The 21938-nt window shown below is 71.7% G+C and carries 20 protein-coding genes; 6 read left to right on the forward strand and 14 right to left on the reverse strand.

Features of this window, described 5'->3' with window-relative positions:
- Positions 1 to 13: 13 nt before the first annotated feature.
- Positions 14 to 733: an ABC transporter permease gene (locus CP980_RS17240; RefSeq protein WP_123513638.1), complete on the forward strand. Its 720-nt coding sequence runs from the start codon at positions 14 to 16 to the stop codon at positions 731 to 733.
- Positions 734 to 817: 84 nt separating this feature from the next.
- Positions 818 to 1486: a rhomboid-like protein gene (locus tag CP980_RS17245; RefSeq protein ID WP_150528542.1), complete on the forward strand. Its 669-nt coding sequence runs from the start codon at positions 818 to 820 to the stop codon at positions 1484 to 1486.
- A gap of 142 nt (positions 1487 to 1628) precedes the next feature.
- Here CP980_RS17245 and CP980_RS17250 read toward each other — a convergent pair whose 3' ends face one another.
- From CP980_RS17250 to CP980_RS17290, 9 genes are all read right to left on the reverse strand, one after another.
- Complete coding sequence (locus tag CP980_RS17250) at positions 1629 to 2441, reverse strand: HAD family hydrolase (RefSeq protein ID WP_150528543.1); 813 nt, start codon at positions 2439 to 2441, stop codon at positions 1629 to 1631.
- Entirely contained in the window at positions 2438 to 3715 is a 1278-nt protein-coding gene (serS, locus tag CP980_RS17255; RefSeq protein ID WP_099890733.1) for a serine--tRNA ligase, read from the reverse strand. Before serS ends, CP980_RS17250 begins: the two co-directional genes overlap by 4 nt.
- 527 nt (positions 3716 to 4242) lie before the next feature.
- The gene (gene pheA / locus CP980_RS17260; protein WP_150528544.1) at positions 4243 to 5178 is read right to left on the reverse strand and encodes a prephenate dehydratase; all 936 of its coding nucleotides are present in this window, start codon (positions 5176 to 5178) and stop codon (positions 4243 to 4245) included.
- 42 nt (positions 5179 to 5220) lie between these two features.
- The gene (gene efeB / locus CP980_RS17265; RefSeq protein WP_373312973.1) at positions 5221 to 6504 is read right to left on the reverse strand and encodes an iron uptake transporter deferrochelatase/peroxidase subunit; all 1284 of its coding nucleotides are present in this window, start codon (positions 6502 to 6504) and stop codon (positions 5221 to 5223) included.
- Positions 6501 to 8501, reverse strand: a complete 2001-nt coding sequence (locus tag CP980_RS17270) for a copper resistance CopC/CopD family protein (RefSeq protein WP_150528545.1) — start codon at positions 8499 to 8501, stop codon at positions 6501 to 6503. Before CP980_RS17270 ends, efeB begins: the two co-directional genes overlap by 4 nt.
- 22 nt (positions 8502 to 8523) lie before the next feature.
- Positions 8524 to 9009, reverse strand: a complete 486-nt coding sequence (locus tag CP980_RS17275) for a copper chaperone PCu(A)C (protein ID WP_150528546.1) — start codon at positions 9007 to 9009, stop codon at positions 8524 to 8526.
- Positions 9006 to 9659, reverse strand: a complete 654-nt coding sequence (locus CP980_RS17280; RefSeq protein WP_099890743.1) for an SCO family protein — start codon at positions 9657 to 9659, stop codon at positions 9006 to 9008. The genes CP980_RS17275 and CP980_RS17280 overlap by 4 nt, the downstream gene beginning before the upstream one ends.
- A gap of 110 nt (positions 9660 to 9769) precedes the next feature.
- Entirely contained in the window at positions 9770 to 10474 is a 705-nt protein-coding gene (locus tag CP980_RS17285) for a YcnI family copper-binding membrane protein (RefSeq protein WP_099890744.1), read from the reverse strand.
- Between the two features lie 109 nt (positions 10475 to 10583).
- Positions 10584 to 11408: a hypothetical protein gene (locus CP980_RS17290; protein WP_132758036.1), complete on the reverse strand. Its 825-nt coding sequence runs from the start codon at positions 11406 to 11408 to the stop codon at positions 10584 to 10586.
- Positions 11409 to 11627: 219 nt separating this feature from the next.
- Here CP980_RS17290 and CP980_RS17295 point away from each other — a divergent pair, with 219 nt between their 5' ends.
- Positions 11628 to 12125 carry an ATP-binding protein gene (locus CP980_RS17295; protein WP_150528547.1) on the forward strand — a complete coding sequence of 166 codons (498 nt, stop codon included), beginning with the start codon at positions 11628 to 11630 and terminating at the stop codon, positions 12123 to 12125.
- Positions 12126 to 12228: 103 nt separating this feature from the next.
- On the opposite strand, the gene CP980_RS17300 is transcribed toward CP980_RS17295, so the two are convergent.
- Together CP980_RS17300 and CP980_RS17305 are read right to left on the reverse strand one after the other, a co-directional pair.
- Complete coding sequence (locus CP980_RS17300) at positions 12229 to 13695, reverse strand: aminopeptidase P family protein (protein WP_099890750.1); 1467 nt, start codon at positions 13693 to 13695, stop codon at positions 12229 to 12231.
- A 104-nt stretch (positions 13696 to 13799) separates the two neighbouring features.
- Positions 13800 to 15446 (reverse strand): PP2C family protein-serine/threonine phosphatase, encoded by a 1647-nt coding sequence (locus CP980_RS17305; protein ID WP_150528548.1) that lies wholly within the window; start codon positions 15444 to 15446, stop codon positions 13800 to 13802.
- Positions 15447 to 15853: 407 nt separating this feature from the next.
- Here CP980_RS17305 and CP980_RS17310 point away from each other — a divergent pair, with 407 nt between their 5' ends.
- Together CP980_RS17310 and CP980_RS17315 are read left to right on the forward strand one after the other, a co-directional pair.
- Entirely contained in the window at positions 15854 to 16594 is a 741-nt protein-coding gene (locus tag CP980_RS17310; RefSeq protein WP_132758028.1) for a bifunctional DNA primase/polymerase, read from the forward strand.
- Positions 16595 to 16708: 114 nt separating this feature from the next.
- Entirely contained in the window at positions 16709 to 17332 is a 624-nt protein-coding gene (locus tag CP980_RS17315) for a hypothetical protein (RefSeq protein WP_167535846.1), read from the forward strand.
- 181 nt (positions 17333 to 17513) lie between these two features.
- Here the strand turns inward: CP980_RS17315 and CP980_RS17320 are convergent, their stop codons facing one another.
- From CP980_RS17320 to CP980_RS17330, 3 genes are all read right to left on the reverse strand, one after another.
- Positions 17514 to 18488 (reverse strand): DUF5926 family protein, encoded by a 975-nt coding sequence (locus tag CP980_RS17320; RefSeq protein WP_150528550.1) that lies wholly within the window; start codon positions 18486 to 18488, stop codon positions 17514 to 17516.
- 169 nt (positions 18489 to 18657) lie between these two features.
- Entirely contained in the window at positions 18658 to 19260 is a 603-nt protein-coding gene (locus tag CP980_RS17325; protein WP_132758022.1) for an ATP-binding protein, read from the reverse strand.
- An 85-nt stretch (positions 19261 to 19345) separates the two neighbouring features.
- Positions 19346 to 20143: a glycerophosphodiester phosphodiesterase gene (locus CP980_RS17330; RefSeq protein WP_132758020.1), complete on the reverse strand. Its 798-nt coding sequence runs from the start codon at positions 20141 to 20143 to the stop codon at positions 19346 to 19348.
- A gap of 224 nt (positions 20144 to 20367) precedes the next feature.
- Here CP980_RS17330 and CP980_RS17335 point away from each other — a divergent pair, with 224 nt between their 5' ends.
- A complete protein-coding gene (locus tag CP980_RS17335; RefSeq protein ID WP_150528551.1) occupies positions 20368 to 21855 on the forward strand; it encodes a S1C family serine protease in 1488 nt (495 codons plus the stop codon).
- Positions 21856 to 21938 lie beyond the last annotated feature (83 nt).

The following is a 21938-nucleotide window of genomic DNA, read 5'->3' on the forward strand; positions in this document are numbered from 1 at the left end:
GGAGCTGGCACCCATGTACAACCCCACCGTCGCCCGGCTCACCTACCGCGCGCTGCTCGGCCGCCGCCGCGCCCTGATCCTCTGCGGGCTGCCCGTCCTGCTGATCGTCATCTCCATCGCCGTCCGCGCCTTCACCGGCCTGGACGACAAGGTCGCCGCCGACCTGCTGGGCGGCTTCGCCCTCGCCACCATGGTTCCGCTGATCGGCGTCATCGCCGGCACGGGGGCCATCGGCCCCGAGATCGACGACGGCTCGATCGTCTACCTGCTCTCCAAGCCGGTGAAGCGCCCGACGATCATCATGACCAAGCTGATCGTCGCGATCGGCGTCACCATGGCCTTCTCGGCGATCCCGACCCTGATCGCCGGGTTCATCCTCAACGGCAACGGCCAGCAGATCGCCGTCGCCTACACCGTCGCGGCCCTCGTCGCCTCGATCGCCTACAGCGCCCTGTTCCTGCTGCTGGGCACCGTCAGCCGGCACGCGGTCGTCTTCGGCCTGGTCTACGCCCTGATCTGGGAGTCGCTCTTCGGCAGCCTGGTCTCCGGCGCGAAGACCCTCAGCGTCCAGCAGTGGGCCCTGGCCCTTGCCGAGAAGGTCGCCGGCGAAGGCTATGTCGACGCCACCGTCGGCCTGCCCACCGCCGTGACCCTGCTCTGCGTGGTCACCGTCGGCGCCACCGTCTACGCCGGCCAGAAGCTGCGCCGCCTCACCTTGGCGGGCGAGGAGTAGGCCCCCGCCGCACCGGCTCGACGACCGTGCCCCGCCCGGCCCACCGGCCAGGCGGGGCGCCGTCGTACGGGGCAAAATCAGGGCATGGTCGAGCACCCCGAGCCCGAGCCGTCCAGGCCCGTACGGTCCTGGATACGCTCCTCGCCGGGTACGCACATATGGCTGCTGCTCCTCGCCGTCACGAGCGTCATCGTCGTGATCGCGCCCGACCATCTGGAGCACGTCCTGCTCCACCGCCACAGCAGCAATATCCACGAGCTCACCCGGCACCCCGTGCGGGCCCTGCTCTCCAGTGCCTTCTGGATCGAGAACCCGGCCTCGCTCGCCCTGTACGCCGTCCTCTTCGAGCTCTTCCACGCGCCCGTGGAACGCTGGCTAGGCACCCTGCGCTGGCTCGCCATCGTCGCGACCGCACACATCACGGCCACCCTCATCAGCCAGAAGGTGGTCCTGATGGCCATTCAGGACCACCGGGCCCCGCACAGCATGGTCCACGTCGTCGACGTCGGTGTCAGCTACGGCCTCGCGGCCTCGATCGGCGTCCTCACCTACCGGCTCCCGAACCCCCTGCGCTGGCTCTACCTCGCCGGCGTCGTCGCCTTCTTCGGGCTGCCCCTCCTGACCGGAGGAACCTTCACCGACCTCGGGCACGCCATCTCGCTCGCCGTCGGCCTGCTCGCCTGGCCGCTCACCCGCCACCCGCACCCCCGGCATGTTTCACGTGAAACAGACCACCACACCGTCGACGGCTGAGCCGCGGAAATTGACTGGTACGGGACCTGCGCCCCGGGCAGAGTGAGTCGCGCGGGGAGCAACAAAAAGGTCCGGAGCAGCCACTTCGAGCGCGCCTCGCGGCGCGGGCTGTTCCGGACCTTCCCCGTTTCTGGGCGGGCCGTCAGGCAGCGCCCAGCAGTCGTTCCAGCACGACGGCGATGCCGTCCTCCTCGTTGGAGGTGGTCACCTCGTCGGCCACCGCCTTCAGCTCGGCGTGGGCGTTGGCCATCGCGACCCCGTGCGCCGCCCAGCCGAACATCGGGATGTCATTGGGCATGTCACCGAAGGCGATCGTCTCCGCCGCCTTCACGCCCAGCCGGCGGGCGGCCAGCGAAAGCCCGGTGGCCTTCGTCAGCCCCAGCGGCAGGATCTCCACTATCCCCGGACCGGCCATGACGATGTCGACCAGGGAGCCCACGGTCTCCCGGGCCACCTTGACCAGCGCGTCGTCACCGAGCTCCGGGTGCTGGATGTACAGCTTGTTCAGCGGAGCCGTCCACACTGCCGCCGTGTCCTCCAGGTAGAGCGCCGGGAGGCCCTCCTGCACCTGGTAGCCGGGCCCGAAGAGGACGTCGCCGTCCACCCCGTCCCGGCTGGCGGCGAGCGCCAGCGGACCCACCTCGGCCTCCAGCTTCGACAGCGCCAGACCGGCCAGCTGCCGGTCGAGCGTCACCGAGGTCAGCAGCCGGTGCGCGCCCGCGTCGTAGACCTGCGCGCCCTGCCCGCACACCGCGATCCCCTGGTAACCGAGATCGTCCAGTACGCCCCTGGTCCAGGGCACGGCCCGGCCGGTGACGATGATGTGGGCCGCGCCCGCCGCGGTGGCCGCGGCGAGTGCTTCACGGGTGCGTTCCGAAACGGTGTCGTCGGCACGCAGCAGCGTGCCGTCGAGATCGGTCGCGACGAGCTTGTACGGGAACGGGGCCGGGCTCACTTGGCGATCGGCTCCAGGACCTCACGGCCGCCCAGGTAGGGGCGGAGCACCGCGGGCACGCGCACGGAGCCGTCGGCCTGCTGGTGGTTCTCCAGGATCGCCACGATCGTGCGCGGTACGGCGCACAGGGTGCCGTTCAGCGTCGAGAGCGGCGCGGTCTTCTTGCCGTCGCGGTAGCGGATCGACAGGCGGCGGGCCTGGAAGCCGTCGCAGTTCGAGGCCGAGGTCAGCTCGCGGTACTTGCCCTGCGTCGGGATCCACGCCTCGCAGTCGAACTTGCGCGAGGCGGAGGCGCCCAGGTCACCGGTGGCGACGTCGATCACCTGGAAGGGCAGCTCCAGGCTGGTGAGCCACTGCTTCTCCCACTCCAGGAGGCGCTGGTGCTCGGCCTCGGCTTCCTCCGGCGCGACGTACGAGAACATCTCGACCTTGTCGAACTGGTGGACGCGGAAGATGCCGCGGGTGTCCTTGCCGTACGTACCGGCCTCACGGCGGAAGCACGGAGAGAAGCCGGCGTACCGCAGCGGCAGCTTCTCGGCGTCGATGATCTCGTCCATGTGGTACGCGGCGAGCGGGACCTCGGAGGTGCCGACCAGGTAGTAGTCGTCCTTCTCCAGGTGGTACACGTTCTCCGCGGCCTGGCCGAGGAAGCCGGTGCCCTCCATGGCGCGCGGACGGACCAGCGCCGGGGTCAGCATGGGGATGAAGCCGGCCTCGGTGGCCTGCGCGATCGCCGCGTTGACCAGGGCGAGTTCCAGCAGGGCGCCGACACCGGTCAGGTAGTAGAAGCGCGAGCCCGACACCTTGGCGCCGCGCTCGACGTCGATGGCGCCGAGCGACTCGCCGAGCTCCAGGTGGTCCTTGGGCTCGAAGCCCTCGGCGCCGAAGTCGCGGATCGTGCCGTGCGTCTCCAGGACGGTGAAGTCTTCCTCGCCGCCGACCGGGACGTCCTCGTGGACGATGTTGCCGAGCTGGAGCAGAAGTCGCTTGGCGGCCTCGTCGGCCTCGTTCTGCTCGGCCTCGGCGGCCTTGACGTCCGTCTTGAGCTGCTCGGCCTTCTTCAGCAGCTCGGCCCGCTCCTCCGGGGAGGCCTTGGGGATGAGCTTGCCGAGCGACTTCTGCTCATTGCGCAGTTCGTCGAAGCGCATGCCGGAGGACCTGCGGCGCTCATCGGCGGAGAGCAGTGCGTCGACAAGGTCGACGTCCTCTCCACGGGCGCGCTGCGAGGCGCGGACACGGTCAGGGTCTTCACGGAGCAGCCGGAGGTCAATCACCCCTCCAGGCTACCGGGCTGGGCTTCCTGGGCTCACACCGATATCACGCTGCGTGTCGCTATGTCCTGATTGTGGAGAATGGAAAACGGCGAACCGGCTGGCCGGAAGTGACCCTTCCCGGGCGGTCAATAAAAGCGGCCCATTCCCTGAAAAGGGGCACAAGTGCGGTATCCGGGCGCCCTCTGAGCAGGGCGGGAAGGTCTTCCTTGTCCACAGGAATTGTGCACGGACCGGACTTGTCCACAGGCTGTGCGCCGCATCTGTGGACACGGAAATAGATCAATCCCCACCCGCGGCCCGTCGGGGCGATTCAGGGTTCAAACCACCCTCACACACTCATTCGGGTGGGAATGGCTCGCTCCAAAGAGTTGATCGGCGATGCGGGGGTGACGCCGTTCACCTTCCGCTCCCCAGCGCGAAACCTGGGCCCCCCGACCGATTTGTCGACCTTGTCGTGCCGCGATGTCGACTAGTCCACAGGTCCCCATCTCCGCCTGTGGATAACTCTGTGGACAGTGGACGAAGAGCTAGGCCCGGCCGTCGAGGCAGCGCGTCAGCCAGTCGGAAGCGGCCATGAAGTCACCGTCGGAGGTTCCGGACCGCGGAGCGCGCACGTCACCCTGAGCGACGCCGGCGCGCGGGTAGGAGCCGAGGAAGCGGACCTGGGGGCAGGTGCGCTTGAGCCCCATGAGCGCCTCGCTGACCCGGCGGTCGGAGATGTGGCCCTCGGCGTCGACGGCGAAGCAGTAGTTGCCGATCCCCTCACCCGTCGGCCGGGACTGGATCAGCATCAGGTTGACCCCGCGGACGGCGAATTCCTGGAGGAGCTCCAGCAGCGCACCGGGGTGGTCGTCGCCGAGCCACAGCACGACGGAGGTCTTGTCGGCGCCGGTCGGCGCCGCCGGCCGGGCGGGCCGGCCGACCAGCACGAACCGGGTCTCGGCGTTCTCCGCGTCGTGGATCTCGGTGACCAGCGGGACGAGCCCGTACGTGGCGGCCGCGAACTCGCCCGCGAAGGCGGCGTCGAAGCGCCCCTCCTGGACCAGCCGGGCCCCGTCGGCGTTGGAGGCGGCGGACTCCCACACCGCGTCGGGCAGGTTCCCCCGCAGCCAGTTGCGCACCTGCGGCTGGGCGACCGGGTGCCCGGTGACGGTCTTGACGTCCGACAGCTCGGTCCCGGGACGCACCAGCAGCGCGAACGCGATGGGGAGGAGCACCTCGCGGTAGATCATCAGCGGTTCGCCGGAGGCCAGCTCGTCGAGGGTGGAGGTGACCCCGCCCTCCACCGAGTTCTCGATCGGCACCAGGGCGGCCGCGGCCTCCCCGTTGCGCACGGAGTCCAGGGCGGCCGGGACCGACACCATCGGGACGAGTTCCCGGGTCGCGGCTTCCGGCAGTGTGCGGAGGGCGGCTTCGGTGAAGGTGCCCTCGGGACCGAGATAGGTGAAGCGGGTGGCCGACATGTGATCAGCCTAATGCCGGGTCCCCGACCGCCGGGTCGCTGTTCATCCTTCGAGCAGCCGCTGCCCCACGTACTCCCCGTCGCGGGGGCCGGGCGGAACCGCGTACAGCCCGCTGGACTCGTGCCGGATGAACACCGATAGGGCGTCCCCCCGGTCCAGCTTGCGCTGGACGGGTACGAAACCGCGCAGCGGATCGGCCTGCCAGCAGATGAAGAGGAGCCCGGCGTCCGGGGTGCCGTCGGCGGCGATCCCGTCGTGGAAGGAGAACGGGCGCCGGAGCATGGCGGCCCCGCCGTTCTGCTCGGGAGCGGAGATCCGGGCGTGCGCGTTCGACGCGATGACCGGCTTGCCGTCGGGGCCGATCTTGTCGAGGGCCATCTTCGTGGTCTCGGTGCCGCCGGTCAGGGGCGCGCCGGTGGCCTTCGTACGGCCTATGACCTGCTCCTGCTGGGCCAGGGACTGCTTGTCCCAGTCGTCGAGGAGCATGCGGATGCGCCGTACGACGGCGTACGAGCCTCCGCCCATCCAGGCGTGCTCGGCCGGGCCGGGGCCGGCGGCGGGGACGAAGACCCGCTTGTCGAAGTCGGGCTGGGCGGGCTTCGGGTTGCCGGTGCCGTCGATTTGGCCCATGAGATTGCGGGCGGTCATCGGGGCGGCGGTGGCGCCGGGGGACCGGTTGAAGCCGTTCATCTGCCAGCGGACCCGGGCGGCCTCCCCGGCCTCCTTCTGGAGGGCGCGCAGGGCGTGGAAGGCGACGAGCCCGTCGTCGGCGCCGATCTGGACCCACAGGTCGCCGTTGCTGCGCTGGGGGTCGAGCCGGTCGGCGGAGAAGTCGGGCAGCGGGTCCAGGGCGGTGGGACGGCGGGAGGCGAGCCCCGTGCGTTCGAAGAAGGAGTGGCCGAAGCCGAAGGTGATGGTGAGGGAGGAGGGCCCCGCGTCGAGGGCGATACCGGAGTCCGCGCCCGAGGAGGGCTTGCCCGCCATCAGCAGGCGGGCGGTGTCGGACCAGCGCCGCATCAGGGCGGCGGCCTCCTTGCGGCCTGCCCCGGGAGCCAGGTCGAAGGCGAGGACGTGGCCCTTGGCCTGGAGCGGGGTGGTGATGCCGGCCTGGTGCTCGCCCTCGAAGGCGACGTGGGTGGCGCCGAGGGAGGCGAGGCTCCCGGAGGCCCCGGCGGCGCCGGCCGGGGAATCGTCGAACGCGGAGTGCACGAGGGCGCCGCCGGTGGCGCCGAGCGCGAGTCCGGCGGCGCCCGCGGCGCCGACGGTGCCCAGCAGCCGGCGCCGGGAGATCTCGATGTCGGGGTTGCTCTCGGTCACGCTGGTCAGCCGATCTTCACGTTCTTCTGCACGGTCGTCTGGTCGATGTCGGAGGTACGGACGGTCACGTCGATCCGCCATTCCCCGGCCAGCGGGAGCTGGACGCCCGAAGCGCTCCAGTGTCCGGGGGCCGCGCGCTCCGGGAGGAGTGGCAGGGGGCCGATGTCCTTGGCGGGGAGGGTGAAGGAGACCTTGATCTCCGGCACGTCGAGGGGCTGGCCCTGGGGGTCCTCGATCCAGACGTGGAGCGAGTTGGCCCCGACCCGGCCCGGGTCGACCTCGACCCGGACCGACCCCTTGCCGTTCTGGCCGCCGGTGTCGAACGGCAGCGTGATCTTGATGGCGCGGTTGGGAACGGCGGTGGCCACGGAGTCCCGCACGCTCGCCCGCTCCGCGGTCCGGCCGGGTTCGGTACTGGTGAGCACGGTGGTCACGGCGAGCAGGGCGATGGCGATCCCGGCCTCGGCGAGGACGGAGCGGCGTAGTCCCGCCCGGGCCGGATCGGCGTCGCGGACCTGCTTCTCACGGGCGCTCTCGCGGGCGGCCCGCTGCCGGGCGAGCTGGGCGGCCCGCTTGGGGTCCTCGGGGACGGTGACGGCGGCAGGGGATGTTTCACGTGAAACATCGCGCTGCCGGGCGATCTTGGCCGGCTTCCCCGCGGGGGCGTCGGTGAGCCGCGCGGTCCACGAGCGGGAGACGTAGGCGATGCCCACGAGGACGGCGACGAGCCCGACCTTCACCAGCAGGAGCTGTCCGTAGCTGGTGCCGGTGAGGGCCGACCAGCTGCCGAGCTGCCGCCAGGACTGGTAGACGCCGGTGACGGCGAGGACCAGGACGCTGACGAACGCGACCCGGGAGAACCGCTGGACCGCCGCGCGCTCGATTCCCGGCACCTTGTGGAGGGCGACGAGCAGAGCGATGAGCCCGCCGAGCCAGGCGGCGACGGCGAGGAGGTGCAGGATGTCGGCGGGCATCGCGATGCCCGGCTGGATGCCGGTGGAGGCGTGCTCGGACAGGGCCCACGTGGCGGCGATGCCGCCGGCCACGACGGTTCCGCCGATGCCGAGACCGAAGAGCAGGTCGTCGGCCTCCTTCTCGGCCCCCGCCTCCTTGTCCGTCCCCGCCCCCTTGTCCGCGCCGCGGCCCTTCGCCTTGCCCTTGCGCTTCGCCGTCTCCTCGGCCTCCGCGGCCCTGCGGGCGTAGGCGCCGAACAGCACGGCGATGAACAGCGCGGCGGCGCCCAGGAGCAGCAACCGGGAGACGAGGGAGGCCCCGGTCTTGGTCTCCAGGACGGCCTTCAGCCCGTCGAGGTCCAACGCGTCGGCGAACTTCCCCGACCCCGTGTACGGGGTACGGAGCACCAGCATCGCGAGCGTGGCGGCGGTGAGCGTGACCCATGCACGCACGATGAGCTTCTGCAGCGGGCGCTGTGAGGCGCCGCGCCGCCAGCACAGGAGGACGAAGGCCGCGCCGCCGACGAGGACGGTGAAACCGGCGTACGCGGCGTAGCGCGCGACGTCGTACGCGATGCCGACCGGTCCGCCGCCCACCTGTGCGGTGGGCAGCGCCACGCTGGTCGCCGAGGGGGCGCCGATGGAGAAGGTGAACGCGCCGGAGACCGGGTGGCTGTCGGCCGAGACGGCCTGCCAGGCGACGGTATAGGTGCCGTCCGGCAGGCCGGAGTGCAGCGCCGTGCCGTAGCGGATGGTGGTTCCGCTGCACATGTCGCGCAGTTCACCGGTGTCCACCCGCTTGCCCTGCGGGTCCATGACGCGGATGGAGTCGTCGCCCATGGCGACCTGCTCCGAGAAGGAGAGGGTGACCTGGGCGGGGGCCGTGGCGACCACCGCCCCGTCCTGGGGGTCGCTCGCGGTGAGCGCGGCGTGCGCCGAGGCCGGGCCGGCCGCGGTGAACAGGGCCGCCAGCAGAGCTGCGAGGACCAGCGTGAGCCGCGGCAGGAGTGCCGTGACCCGGACGCGGGCCGGGGAGGGGGCGGTGGCCGTCATGGCGTGTCAGTACCTCGGTCCGTCAGTGGGCGCTGGTGTTCTGGGCGTTGTACGTCCGCTCCTTGACGTCCAGCTCGACCTTGACCGGGTCGGCCTTCTCGAAGCGCAGCTCGAAGGCGATCTTGTCGCCCACCTTCGGCAGGCTCTTCAGCCCCATGAGCATGATGTGGTTGCCACCGCGCTCCAGCCGGAGCTCACCGCCCGCAGGCACGTCCATGGCTGCGACCTGCTGCATCTTCTGGTCCTTGGTCTCGTGGATCTGCAGATCGTCGGAGATCGGACTGGTGACGGCGGTGAGCTTGTCCGCCGACTTGGACCCGTTCTTGATGATCATGAACGCGCCGGCCATCTGGTCGTTCACGGGCTCCGGCATGAACGCGCCGCTGACCGTCATCTTCGGCTTGTCCGCGCCAGCCTTGGCGTCGGAGTCCGAGGAGCAGCCCGATATGGCGAGCGCTGCCGTCAGGGAGAGCGCGGCGGCGAGGGTACGGGTGGTGCGGGCGTTCACGGGTTCTCTCCCTTGACGATCTTCGGCAGGTCCTTGGTGTAGTCGTCGACGGTGGTGCCTTCGCCGTAGAGGAGGTAACCCTCGTCGGTCTTGGGCGAGAACGCGATGACCTGGGCGCCGTGCATGGAGACGACGGTGCCGTCGGCCTCCTTCTTCGGTGCCTCGATACCGATGCCGAGCTTGCGCGCGGCGGCCTGGATGGTGGCGAAGTCCCCGGTCAGTCCCGTGAAGGACGGGTCCTGGGCCTTGAGCCACGCGCCGAGGGAGTCGGGGGTGTCCCGTTCGGGGTCGGTGGTGACGAACACGACCTGGAGGTTGTCCTGGTCGGCCTTCGGCAGTGCCTTCTTGGCGACGGCGATGTTGCTCACCGTCAGGGGGCACACGTCGGGGCAGTGGGTGTAGCCGAAGTAGATGAGCGTCGGCTTGCCCTTGGTCTGCTCGCGCAGGTTCCACGGCTTGCCGGTGGTGTCCGTCAGGACCAGCTCCGGCTTGTCGAAGGGGCGGTCGAGGACCGTGGCCTTGCCGGCCTTGGTCTGGCCGCCGGCGATCTGGGTGACGGTGTTCGGCTTGGCGGTCTCACCGCCGCAAGCGGTGAGGGTGAGTGCGGCCGCCGCCACGAGGGCGGCGACCGTCACACGAGTGGTGCGCATGAAGAAGTGTCCCTGGGATCGGGGATGTGGGCGCGGGCGGGCCGGCCGTGAAGAAGGGCCGGCCGCGCGCACGTTCTGGACAAGGGGATACGGCCTGCGGCCGCTCGGGGTCAGGAGGCGCGACGGCGCGAGGCGACACCGAAGGCGACACCGCCGAGACCGACGACGATGCCCGCGACGCCGAGGGCGCGCGCGGTCGTGTCGGAGGTGCTCTCGGCGGCCTCGTCGTGACCCTTGTCGTCCTTCGCGGCCGGAGCGTTCTTGTCGTCGTGGTGGTCGTCGGCGGCCGGCGCGGCGGTCAGCTTGAGGACGGGAGCCGGGTTCTGCGGCTCCGCCGCGCCCGCCTTCGTCTCCTCGATCCAGCGGACGACCTCGTTGTTGTCGTACGTCTGGATCGCCTTGAAGACCATCTGGTCGGCGTTGTCGGGCAGCTTGCCGACGGAGACCGGGAACTGCTGGAACTTGCCGGGCTCGATCTTGCCGCCGCTCCAGGTCACCTTGGTGACGGCCTCGTTGACCTGCTTGCCGTGGACGGTGAGCGGCTTGTCGAGCTTGCTCTTCTCCACCGTCACGGTCCAGCCGGGGATGTCCTGCGGCATGACGGACGTCAGCGGCTGGTCCACGGGGAAGTTGACTTCCAGCTGCGTGGTCGAGGCGTTGTCGCGCTCGTTCGGGACCTTGAAGTTGATGGTCGCGTAGCCACCCTTCGCGGCGTCCCCGGGCTGCACGCTGACGTGCGCGAACGCGGTGCCGGACAGGACGAGGACGGTGCCGGCGGCAAGGGCGGCGGCGAAGGAGACGCGAGAGGTCTTCATGGCGGAACACTCCACTGGGGCAGGGGTGACGGTGATGTCCGCGCACGGGTGCGCGCGGAGTCCGCGGCACCGGTGCTTCCGCCGGGTGCTCCGGGGAGTGGGTGCCGCGTCAGGCTGCGAGGGCGAGCGCCGTACGGGGCGGCCCGCGCCTGATCACGGTGTGGTGGAGTGCGTCCCGGCCGGTGTGCGCGGCGGGTTCGGCGGCGGTACGGGCCGCCTGCGGGGCGCCGGCGGGCGTGCCCGCGAGCCCGGCGCCGAGGGCCCGTACGAAGGCCAGCGCGGCGCGCAGCGGACGTACCGGGTCGGCGTCTGCGGAACCGCGGGACAGCTCCACGAGCCGGAACAGGGCGGCGTCGCCACGCCCCAGCAGCCAGCCGGCGGCCAGCGCGGCCAGCAGGTGTCCGACGAGCATGCCGGTACTGAACAGGCCGGTGGCGGGCGCCGCGGTGGCCTGCGCGAGGTGCGCGTGCCCGGCATGGAGGGGCGCCGCGCCCTGCGCCGCGGTCTGGGCGGCGAGGGCGGCCGGATCCAGGCCGGCGGTCTCCAGGATCTGCCGGGCGTCGGCCGGGCTGAGCGGGACGGAGTTGCCCCCGCAGACCAGCCGGGCGGCGAGCGCCGCGAGCGAGGGGTCGGCGGCGCCGGGTGCCTGGGCCGCGGCGGCGCTGTGCTGGCCCAGGCCGAACACGGCGTGCAGCCCGAGCTGTCCGAAGGCGAGCCCGGCGGCGATGCCGGGCAGCGAGCGCCGGCGGCCCGCGAGCGGGGCGGCGACCGCGAACACGGAGAGGAAGGCGATGACCAGGGCCCACCAGGGCACCGCGGCGCAGGACGCCAGGGCGTGCCCGGCCGCGGACAGCACGACGCAGACCGCGGTGAACACCGCGGCCCGGAGCAGCCGGAGTCCGGCTCCGGCGGGCGTCGCGTGGGGGACAGTCATGGCCGGGCCATCATCGCACTGCCCTCACACCGTCCATACGGCAGGTCCGGAAGGTCGTGAGTGCCCCTGTACGCGGGCTTCACCTCGGGTGTCCGTGCCGGGGCAGCGGTCAGTACGCCGCCGCATACACCGCTGCTTCGGAGTGCCGCATCGGCCGAATGAGGGCTGTGACGTCCGCCGGGGGCTTACGCCCCGCCGTGGGCGGCAATACGTAACCGTATGAGCATCTGGTGGTCTCTCCACTTGAGGCGCGAAGCCGCGAGCGTGCCGCTCGCCAGGCGATTGCTGCTGGGGACGATGGAGACCGCGGGGGTGGACCCGGACATCTCCTTCGATCTCTCGGTGGCACTGAGCGAGGCCTGCGCGAACGCGGTGGAGCACGGCGGTCCGTCGGCCGGTGCCGGCGCCTGCGCCGGCGCGGAGTCCGTCCCGCAGGCGTGCGCGGAGTACCGCGTCACGGCGTACCTGGACGGGGACCGCTGCCGCATCGAGGTGACCGATTCGGGCCCGGGATTCCCCGCGGCGACGGTCGCGGGGCGCAGACCCCTGCCGGCCGGCCCCTCCGCACCCTCGGAGAGCGAGCACGGCCGGGGACTGGGACTGATCGCGGAGCTCGCCGACCACGTCAGATTCCGCAACCGGCCGGGCCGGGGCGCGGTGGTCAGCTTCGACAAGATCCTGAAATGGCGTGAGGGAGCGCTGCTGAAGGTGTCGTAGCGCCGGAAGGACTCCCGGATACGCCGATGGACGGGACTCGCGCACGAGATCCCGCCCATCGGAAGCGAACTCAGGCCCCGGCAGCGGCCGGGGTCTTCGGCTGTCAGCCCTTGAGGCGCGCCATCCAGGCCTCGACGTCGGCCGACGCACGGGGCAGTCCGGCCGACAGGTTCCGGTTGCCGTCCTCGGTGACCAGGATGTCGTCCTCGATCCGGACGCCGATGCCCCGGTACTCCTCGGGCACGGTCAGGTCGTCGGCCTGGAAGTACAGACCGGGCTCGACGGTGAGGCACATGCCCGGCTCCAGCGTGCCGTCGACGTACGCCTCGGTGCGCGCCGCGGCGCAGTCGTGGACGTCCATGCCGAGCATGTGGCCGGTGCCGTGCAGGGTCCAGCGGCGCTGGAGGCCGAGCTCCAGGACGCGCTCGACCGGGCCCTCCAGCAGACCCCACTCGACGAGCTTCTCGGCGAGCACGTGCTGCGAGGCGTCGTGGAAGTCGCGGAACTTGGCACCCGGCTTCACGGCCGCGATGCCGGCTTCCTGGGACTCGTACACCGCGTCGTAGATCTTGCGCTGGATGTCGGTGTACGCGCCGTTGATCGGCAGCGTGCGCGTGACGTCGGCGGTGTAGAGGGAGTGGGTCTCCACACCGGCGTCGAGCAGGAGCAGGTCGCCCGAGCGGACGTCGCCGTCGTTGCGGACCCAGTGCAGGGTGCAGGCGTGCGGGCCGGCGGCGCAGATGGAGCCGTAGCCGACGTCGTTGCCCTCGACGCGGGCGCGCAGGAAGAACGTGCCCTCGATGTAGCGCTCGGACGTGGCCTCGGCCTTGTCCAGGACCTTCACGACGTCCTCGAAGCCGCGGACGGTGGAGTCGACGGCCTTCTGGAGCTCGCCGATCTCGAAGGCGTCCTTCACGGCGCGGGCCTCGGAGAGGTAGACGCGCAGCTCCTCGTCGCGCTCCTTGGTGACCTTGTCGGTCAGGGCCGTCTCGATGACGGTGTCGTGGCCGCGGACATTGCGGACCGGGCCCTCGGCCTCGGCCAGCTCGTCGGCCAGCTTGCGCACGTCCTTCGCCGGGATGCCCAGCAGCTGCTCGGCCTCGGCGAGGGAGTGGCGGCGGCCGACCCACAGCTCGCCCTGGCCGGACAGCCAGAACTCGCCGTTCTCGCGGTCGGAGCGGGGCAGCAGGTACACGGTGGCGGTGTGGCCGGTCTCGCCCGCGGGCTCCAGCACCAGCACGCCGTTCTCGGTCTGGTCGCCGGTCAGGTAGGCGTACTCGGTCGAGGCGCGGAACGGGTACTCGGTGTCGTTCGAGCGCGTCTTGAGGCGGCCCGCGGGAACGACCAGGCGCTCGCCGGGGAAGCGCGCGGACAGCGCGGCGCGGCGGGCGGCGGTGTGCGCGGCCTGGGCGATCGGCTCCAGCCCGTGCAGCTCGGTGTCGGCCCAGCCCGAGCGCATGTTCTCCGCGAGTTCGTCGCTGACGCCCGGGTACAGCCCGTTCTTGCGCTGCTTGTGCTTCTTCTGGGGCTGCTCTTCTTCCGGGGTCTCCGGGGTGAGCTCGTCAGCCACGTCTTCTCCTCAGCTACGACACCTACGACAGCTACTACAGGACCGGGTAGGACCGCATCCATCGTATGTGCGAGGGGAAGACGCCCGGCGGCGGGTGTGAGAAATCAGTCAAAACGGGCAGCGAGCAGGACGATGTCCTCCACTCCGTCCTCCGTGGCGGCCATGGCGGCGGTGGTGGCGGAAGCGGCCGGAGCGGCGGGGGCCGACGAGACGGAGCCAGCTCCGGCCGGCGCGAGCGCCGGATCGTCCGCCGGCAGCACCGTGCGCAGGATGTGCTCGCAGATGGCCGCCGGATCGTCCCTGATGCCCCGGGGCACCCCCGCGGCCGCTGCGTGCAGCCTCGCGTAGGCCCGGTCCATGGGGTCGCCGGTCCGCCGCAGGAGCCCGTCGGTGTACAGCAGCACCGTTTCTCCAGGCGCGGGTTCGATCTCCACGCTCGGCGCCTCCCAGCACGAGAGCATCCCGAGCGGCGCGGAGAGCGTGGTCTCCACGTACTCCGTGCGGTGCTCGCCGATGAGCAGCGGCGGGGTGTGCCCGGCCCCGGCCAGGATGATCTTCCGCCCCTGGCTGCCCGCGTGCGGGGCCCCGGCGGGCTCGCAGTACGCGAAGAGCGCCGTCGCGCAGCGCGCGGGCTCGGTCAGGCGCAGCAGCAGCTCCAGGTCGGACAGGACCGCGACGGGGTCCTCCCCCTCCATGACGGCGTACGCGCGCAGCGATGCCCGAAGCCGTCCCATCGCGGCGACGGCGCTGGGCCCGGCGCCGGTGACGGAGCCGACGGCCAGTCCGAGGGCGCCCTCGGGCAGCGGCAGCGCGTCGTACCAGTCACCCCCGCCGCGCGGTCCGGTGTGGTGGCGGGCGGCGAGCTGGACCCCGGGGATCCGGGGCAGCCGACTGGGCAGCAGTTCCTCGGCGACCGTGGCCAAGCGGCTGCGGGACCGTTCCACCTCCAGCATCCGGGCCAGGTGTTCGGCGGCGTGGCGGACGTAGAGCCCCGCGAGGTCGCGCTGGCGCTCGCTCGGCTCGGCCTGTTCGTCGTAGAGCCAGACGGCGGCGCCGAGGCGGCCGGTGGCCTCGGCGGTCAGCGGCAGCGCGTAGCTCGCGGCGTAGCCGAGCCGGGCGGCGACCTCGCGGTGGCGGGGGTCGACAGGGGTGCCGTACCCGCCCGAGCCGGGGGCGGCGTCGGGTTCGGGGAGCACCTCGGAGCCGCCCCGGGCGTCGGGGAGTCCATCGAGGATCCGGCCGTACGAGGTCGCGGTGCGCGGGACGGTTTCGATGTGCCCGAGGTCGGCGCGGCCGAGGCCGAGGCCGATCGTGGTCGTCGGCCCGAGCCCGTCGGAGGGCTCCAGGACGATCAGGCCGCGGCGCGCGCCGACCAGGGCGGCGCCGGCGCGCAGGAACTCGTGGAGGGAGGAGTCGAGGTCACAGGCGCGGGCGAGGCGCTCGGTGAGCTCGTGGAGGGTGGTGAGGTCGGAGACCATCCCCGCCAGCCGGTCCTGGATCACGGTGCTCGGCCCGGGGACCGCTGCCGGGGCCGCTACGGGGGCGGTTCGGGCGGGCGTGGGCGCCGCAGTCTGCGGGACCGCGGTAACTGCTGGATCGATTCCAGCCACTTTCGGCAGATGCGGGGCGCTCATGGCGTCCGCCTTTCCACCTGGTGCGATTCGCCATATAGCATCGCAAACCCCCAGATCGTGCTGCGCCGCCATCAATGAATCCACATCTACACGCACACGAGGATCGATGTCCAGCATTGCCCAGGTGGGAATCCTGGTGTCCGTGGGACGGCAACTCACTGTCCAGCCAAGGCTAGAACTTGGCTGGAAAAAGCCGGAAGCGGACGGTTTTTGCGATCGACTGGTCGGGCGTCGGAGTGGCTCCGGGTACCTAATCGGTGGTGCCCGGGGAGAGTTGGCGCAGCCCGGCGGTCGCCGGGAACCGCCCGGCGTGGGCCGTCGTCCTTAGCGGCGGCAGCCGGTTTCGGCACTGGCGTGGGTCGCGTTCCGCCCCGCCGGACGTTTCATGGACCCGTAAGAAAACTGCACGAACCGTGTGAACCTGCTTCAAGGCGGACAGTGACGCGAAACGTGTACGTGTGGTGAAACACCGGTTACATGGTGTGATGTGGCCCTCGGCGTTCAACGGAAAGGAACGAGCGCTCATGCGCGAGATCCTCGGAAGGCGTCTCCAGCGGCTCCGCGATCGCTTGAAAACCCTTCGCCCCGCCCCGGGGCGGAGCGGTGACCCGGCCCTCCCCCTCCTCGACGCGGCGCTCGCCTGCGCCGCCCTCCGGCAGTGGCCCGTGCTCCCCGGCGTCGGCCGCTCCGGCGCCGACAGCGGGCGGTGCGCCTGCCCCGACCCCGACTGCGCCGTCCCCGGCGCCCACCCCTTCGACCCCGGGCTCCTCGCGGCCACCACCGACCCCCGGATGGTGGCCTGGTGGTGGACCAACCGGCCCACCGCTCCCGTACTGCTGGCCACGGGCGGGTCCGCGCCGTGCGCCGTGAGCCTGCCGGCCAACGCGGCCGCGCGGGCCGTCGTACGCCTGGACGCGCAGGGCATGCGGCTCGGTCCGATCGTGGCCACGCCCACCCGCTGGGCGCTGCTGGTAGCGCCCTACTCGCTGGAGCGGCTCGGCGAACTCCTGTACGCCAAGGACCACGTGCCCTCCTCGCTGCGCTTCCACGGCGAGGGCGGTTACCTGTTGCTCCCGCCCTCCCCGGCGTCCGGCGGCGGGCAGGTGCGGTGGGAGCGGGCCCCCGAAGACGACCCGGCCGGCCCGGCGGGCCCGGCCGGACCCGACGGCGGCGGTCCGTGGCTGCCCGAGGTCGAGGCCGTCGTGCACGCGCTGGTCGAGGCGAGCACCGGGGCTTCGGGCGGCGGCAGCCGGCTCGCGTACTGAACCGGTGCTCCGGGCGTCCGCCGATCACTCGTACGGGTGCCAGCGCGACGAGTTTCCAGGGGAATTGGGCGCGGGGATCTCCGCGCCCCATTCCCGCATCGCTATCTTCGCCGAATGAATCTCCGCTTGATCGGTATCAGCGCCGGTGTGCTGATCATCTTGTCGCTCCCGCTGGCAGGAGCGATCGCCGGACCGGATTTCACCGGTCAGGACGACGGAAAAGGCGGCGGGCTCCTCTCCTCGCTCGGACTGGCCGGTCCGACGGACGGTGCGCGTACGCAGACACCTGCCGCCGGGCCCGCGCGGCAGGCCGGGCCGCCGGAGGGGCAGCCGCAGCCGGGGCGGGAGGGCCGGCCGCGGGCGCAGCAGCCGGGCCCGTCCGAGCAGCCCCGTACGGACTCCCGGTGCGGACCCGAACTCTCCTCCCCCCAGGGCCTGGAGGCGCAGACCTGCGTCCTGGCGGGTGAGGGCCGGACCTGGGGCCGCAGCTACTACCGCAACACCAGCGGGCGCGCGCTGGACGCCGTCCTGACGGTGATGGGTCCGGCGGGGCACACGGTGCAGATCCGCTGCGCGGTCGGGGCGGGTGACGAGCCGGGGCTGTGCGAAACGCCGCGTGAGGACTCGACGGGGGCGCCGGAGGCCTACTCGGCAGTTGCGGAGTTTGCAGTTCCGGATGATGAAGGGCGGCTGCTGCTGCGGTCCGGGAGCAACTCACCGGCACCGGCCGACGGTTGAACGACGGCGGAAATGGAAGGGCCCGGTCGCTGGCGACGGGGGATGCACCAGCGACCGGGCTACAAGAACGGTAACAAGAGATCGCCTGTTCGCAAATTCGATCTCTGATATTCAGACACCGATTTGCAGGCGATTAGCGGGAGTTGTGACCCCAGTCACCGCTCCTGCGCGTGCTCGGCGGTCAGCTGAGCGTGACCTGGCGGTTCGTCAGTCCGCCGCGCGCCCGGCGCTCCTCCGCGGTCAGCGGGGCGTCCGCGGCCAGGGCCGTGGCCAGCCGCTCCGCGAACTCCGCCGCGGGCTTCTCCACGTCGTCGGCGGTCACTCCGGTGGGCAGGTCCCAGACGGGAACCATCAGACCGTGCGCCCGGAACGAACCGACGAGTCGGGTGCCTTCGCCGAGCGAGGAGGTGCCCGCGGCGTGCAGCCGCGCGAGGGCGTCGAGCAGCTTCTCCTCGGGGTGCGGCATGACCCAGCGCAGGTGGTTCTTGTCCGGGGTCTCGCACCAGTAGGCCGCGTCCACGCCGGCCAGCTTGACCGTGGGGATGGCGGCGGCGTTGGCACGCTCCAGGGAGGCGGCGACCTCCGGGGAGGCGTTCTGGGCGCTCTCCGCATCCGGAATCCAGAATTCGAACCCGCTGTGCACAACCGGCTCGAAAACGCCGTCCGTGTCCAGGAGATCCTGAAGTCGGGGACCCTCGGCGGGAACGCGGCGGGCCGCCACCGGGGTGCCCGGTTCCGCGACGAGCGCGCGCTCCAGGGTGTCGGCCATGTCCCGGGCGAGGTCCCCGGTGGTCGAGTCGTTCTGGAGACCGAGCAGGACGGACCCGTCCTCGCGGCGCAGCGCCGGCCAGGCCATCGGCAGTACGGTCACCAGCGTGACGGACGGGACGCCCTCGGGCAGCCCGCCCTTGAGCGTGAGCGGGATGGTCGCGGCGGGCACGAGCTCGCGCAGCGCCACCCAGTCGCACTCGCCGGGCAGGCCCTCGAAGGGGCGCGCCACGTGCTCGGTGACGGCGTGTGCGGCGGCTGCGCCGTGGCAGGCCTTGTAACGGCGGCCGGACCCGCAGGGGCAGGGCTCGCGTGCGCCCACCACCGGGATCTCCCCGTTCTTGAGCTGCGGCTTTGCAGTCTTCGCTGCGGGGCGCTTCTTGGCCATCGTGGGTGTCTCCCGGTTGCGGCGGTACGGCGTGGTGTCTGGGCGCGAGCCTAGCCGTTCGTACCGCCGCAACCGGGAGGGTGCGGCCGGGAGCACGGTCGGCGTGCGCTCCCGGCGGCCGCTCGTTCGGACGTCCGGTGGTGCGGGTCCTGCTTGAGGGGCGTCGCGATCACGGATGGAGATCGTCGAAGGCCGTGCTGAAGTCGATCGCCGGGGGCGCAACGCGCGTAGCGAAATCCTCGTGCCGGGCCCCGCACGCAACCGTCACCCATACGGTGACCTCGCCTGCCGCTCCGTCCCGGACACCCCAGTCCTGGGCGAGGGCGCTGATGATGTTCAGCCCTCGGCCGCCGCGCGCGGTGACCGACGGCGTGGCCGGAACGGGGCGCGTGGGACCGCCCCCGTCCGTGACCTCGACCGTCAGCCGCCCCGCCGTGTCGATGCGCCACGCGGCGCGTATCTCCCCGTCCCCGATCTCCCCGGCGCCCAGCGGTCTGCCGTGCCGGCAGGCGTTGCTGAGCAGTTCGGAGAGGATCAGCACGGCATCGTCCACGACCGATTCGGACACTCCGCTCAGGCGCAACTGCTCACGCATGCGGCGTCTCGCCTCACCCACGCCCGCTGGACCATGGCACACGTCCATACGCGAAGACGTGGGCACTTCCTGTGCCACCACCAACGCCACCCCCGGAACCTCCTTAGCCCCACGCCAAGGTCTGGATGCCCCAATGGCCTGGACCGGAAACCGGTCAAGCGGAGCCCTCCGACGCATTCACGACGGACGATTGCGGAGCGGATGCGCCGGTGCACACCCTGTCACGTACGTGACGTGCGGGGCGGGTGGGCAAAACGGGACGTCAGCGCCCCAGCTGTGACAGAACTTGTCGCGGCCTGTTCGTGATGATCGCTTCCACACCCAGATCAGCGCAGAGCTGAACGTCTTCCGGTTCGTTCACGGTCCATACGTGAACGGAGTGGCCCGCGTCCTGGAGCCTGCGGATGAACCCCGGGTGGTTGCGCACGATCCGCATGCCCGGTCCCGCGATCCGTACTCCCGCCGGCAGCCGTCCGTCGCGCATCCGCGGCGAGATGAACTGCATGAGGTACACGGTCGGGATCGTGGGTGCCGACGCCCGCACCCGGTGCAGGGAGCGCGCGGAGAAACTCATGACGCGGACCGGGTGCGGGCCCTCGGCGGGCGGTGCGTCCAGTCCGAAGCGCTTGAGGAGGAAGAGGAGGCGCTCCTCCACCTGTCCGGCCCAGCGGGTCGGGTGCTTCGTCTCGATGGCGAGCTGCACCGGCCGGCCGGCGTCCGAGACCAGTTCCAGCAGGCGCTCCAGCGTGAGCACGGAGGTGCGCTCGGGGTCCGCGTCCCAGTCGGGGGACTCCTCGCGGTCCTTCCACGAGCCGAAGTCGAGGGCGGCGAGGTCGGCCAGTTCGAGGGCGGAGACGGCGCCGCGGCCGTTGGAGGTGCGGTTGACCCGGCGGTCGTGGACGAGGACCAGATGGCCGTCGGCGGTGAGCCTGACATCGCATTCGAGGGCGTCGGCGCCGTACTCGATGGCCTTGCGGTAGGCGGCCAGGGTGTGCTCGGGGGCATCCTCCGAGGCGCCGCGGTGGGCGACGACCTGGATGGGCGGCAGTGCGTGGGTCACCGGGTCATGGTGCCACCGGTACGGCCCCGCATGTCGGGCTCCGCCGTGCGGATGCGCCCGGAATGCCCGATATAAAGAATGGGGAAGACGCACAGGTCCGGCTTACAGTGCTCTGACGGGTCATGGGGAAGGCTTTTCCCAGGAACTTGTGCGGCACGTCGAACGTTCGGCCGGGCCGAATCGCCAGTTTTACCGAAGCCGTGTGTGACGAGGAGAAGAGCGCTGTGAGCACCGAGAACGAGGGCACCGCGGACCCGACACCCTCCGCGGCCCCGTCCACACCCCCGGTGGCCGCTCCTGCCCCCGAGAGGCCCGCCGCGGAGCCGATCACCCAGCAGCTCCCGCCGACGCCCCCGCCCGGTACGGAGCCGACCCAGCAGATCCCGCCGACCCCGGCGGGCCCGGCGCCCGCGCAGGCGCCCGCACCGGCTCCGGCCTACGGCCAGGCCCCCGCGCCGCAGGCCCCGGCCGCGCACGGCGCCGAGGGCTGGCCGCCCCCGCCGCCGGCCGTCCCGGCGTACGGTTCGGGCGGCGGCCACGACGGCGGCACCTGGGGCGCGCCCCCGACCGCCGACGGCATGCCGCCCGCCAAACCGAAGGGCAAGGGCGGCCTGGTCGCCGCCGTGCTCGTGGCGGCCCTCCTCGCCGGCGGAGTCGGCGGAGGCATCGGCTTCTGGGCCGCCGAGCGCAGCGAGAAGGGCGTCGGCTCGACCACGGTCGCTGCGAGCAACACCCCCAAGGACCTCAAGCGGGAGTCCGGCTCGATCGCGGGCCTGGCCGCGGGCGCGCTGCCCAGCGTCGTCACCATCGAGGCCTCGGCCGGCGACGGCGAGGGCGGCACCGGCACCGGCTTCGTCTACGACCAGCAGGGGCACATCCTCACCAACAACCACGTGGTGGCCTCCGCAGCGAACGGCGGCAAGCTCTCCGCGACCTTCTCCGACGGCAAGAAGTACGAGGCCGAGGTCATCGGCCGGGCCCAGGGCTACGACGTGGCCGTGCTCAAGCTGAAGAACCCTCCCTCCGGCCTCAAGCCGCTGCCGCTCGGCGACTCCGACAAGGTCGCCGTCGGCGATTCGACCATCGCGATCGGCGCCCCCTTCGGACTGTCCAACACGGTCACCACCGGCATCGTCAGTGCCAAGAACCGCCCGGTGGCCTCCGGAGACGCCTCCGGCGGCAAGAACTCGTACATGAGCGCCCTCCAGACGGACGCCTCGATCAACCCGGGCAACTCGGGCGGCCCGCTGCTCGACGGGCGCGGGGCGGTCATCGGCATCAACTCCGCCATCCAGTCGGCCGGCAACGGCGGCTTCGGCGGCGGCCAGGCCGGCTCCATCGGCCTCGGCTTCGCCATCCCGATCAACCAGGCGAAGAACGTCGCCGAGTCGCTGATCAAGACCGGCAAGCCGGTCTACCCGATCATCTCGGTCTCGGTGGACCTCCAGTCCAAGACCGACGGCGCCAAGATCTCCGAGCAGGGCGCGGCCGCCAACGACCTGGTCGACCCCAACGGTCCGGCCGGCAAGGCAGGCCTCAAGCCCGGCGACATCATCACCCGGTTCGGCGACAAGCCGATCGACAGCGGCCCGACCCTCATCAGCGAGATCTGGACGCACAAGCCGGGCGACGTGGTGAAGCTGACCTACCTGCGCGACGGCAAGCCGACCACCGTCGACATCACCCTCGGCTCGCGGGTCGGCGACAAGTGACGAAGGCCGACGGCCGCCCCGGGACCTGACGGACCGGGACCGCAGGCTGGCGCGATGGGAGGGGCCGTGGGCGCGAATACGCC

The sequence above is a fragment of the Streptomyces vinaceus genome (genome assembly GCF_008704935.1).
In the GTDB taxonomy this organism is placed as follows: domain Bacteria; phylum Actinomycetota; class Actinomycetes; order Streptomycetales; family Streptomycetaceae; genus Streptomyces; species Streptomyces vinaceus.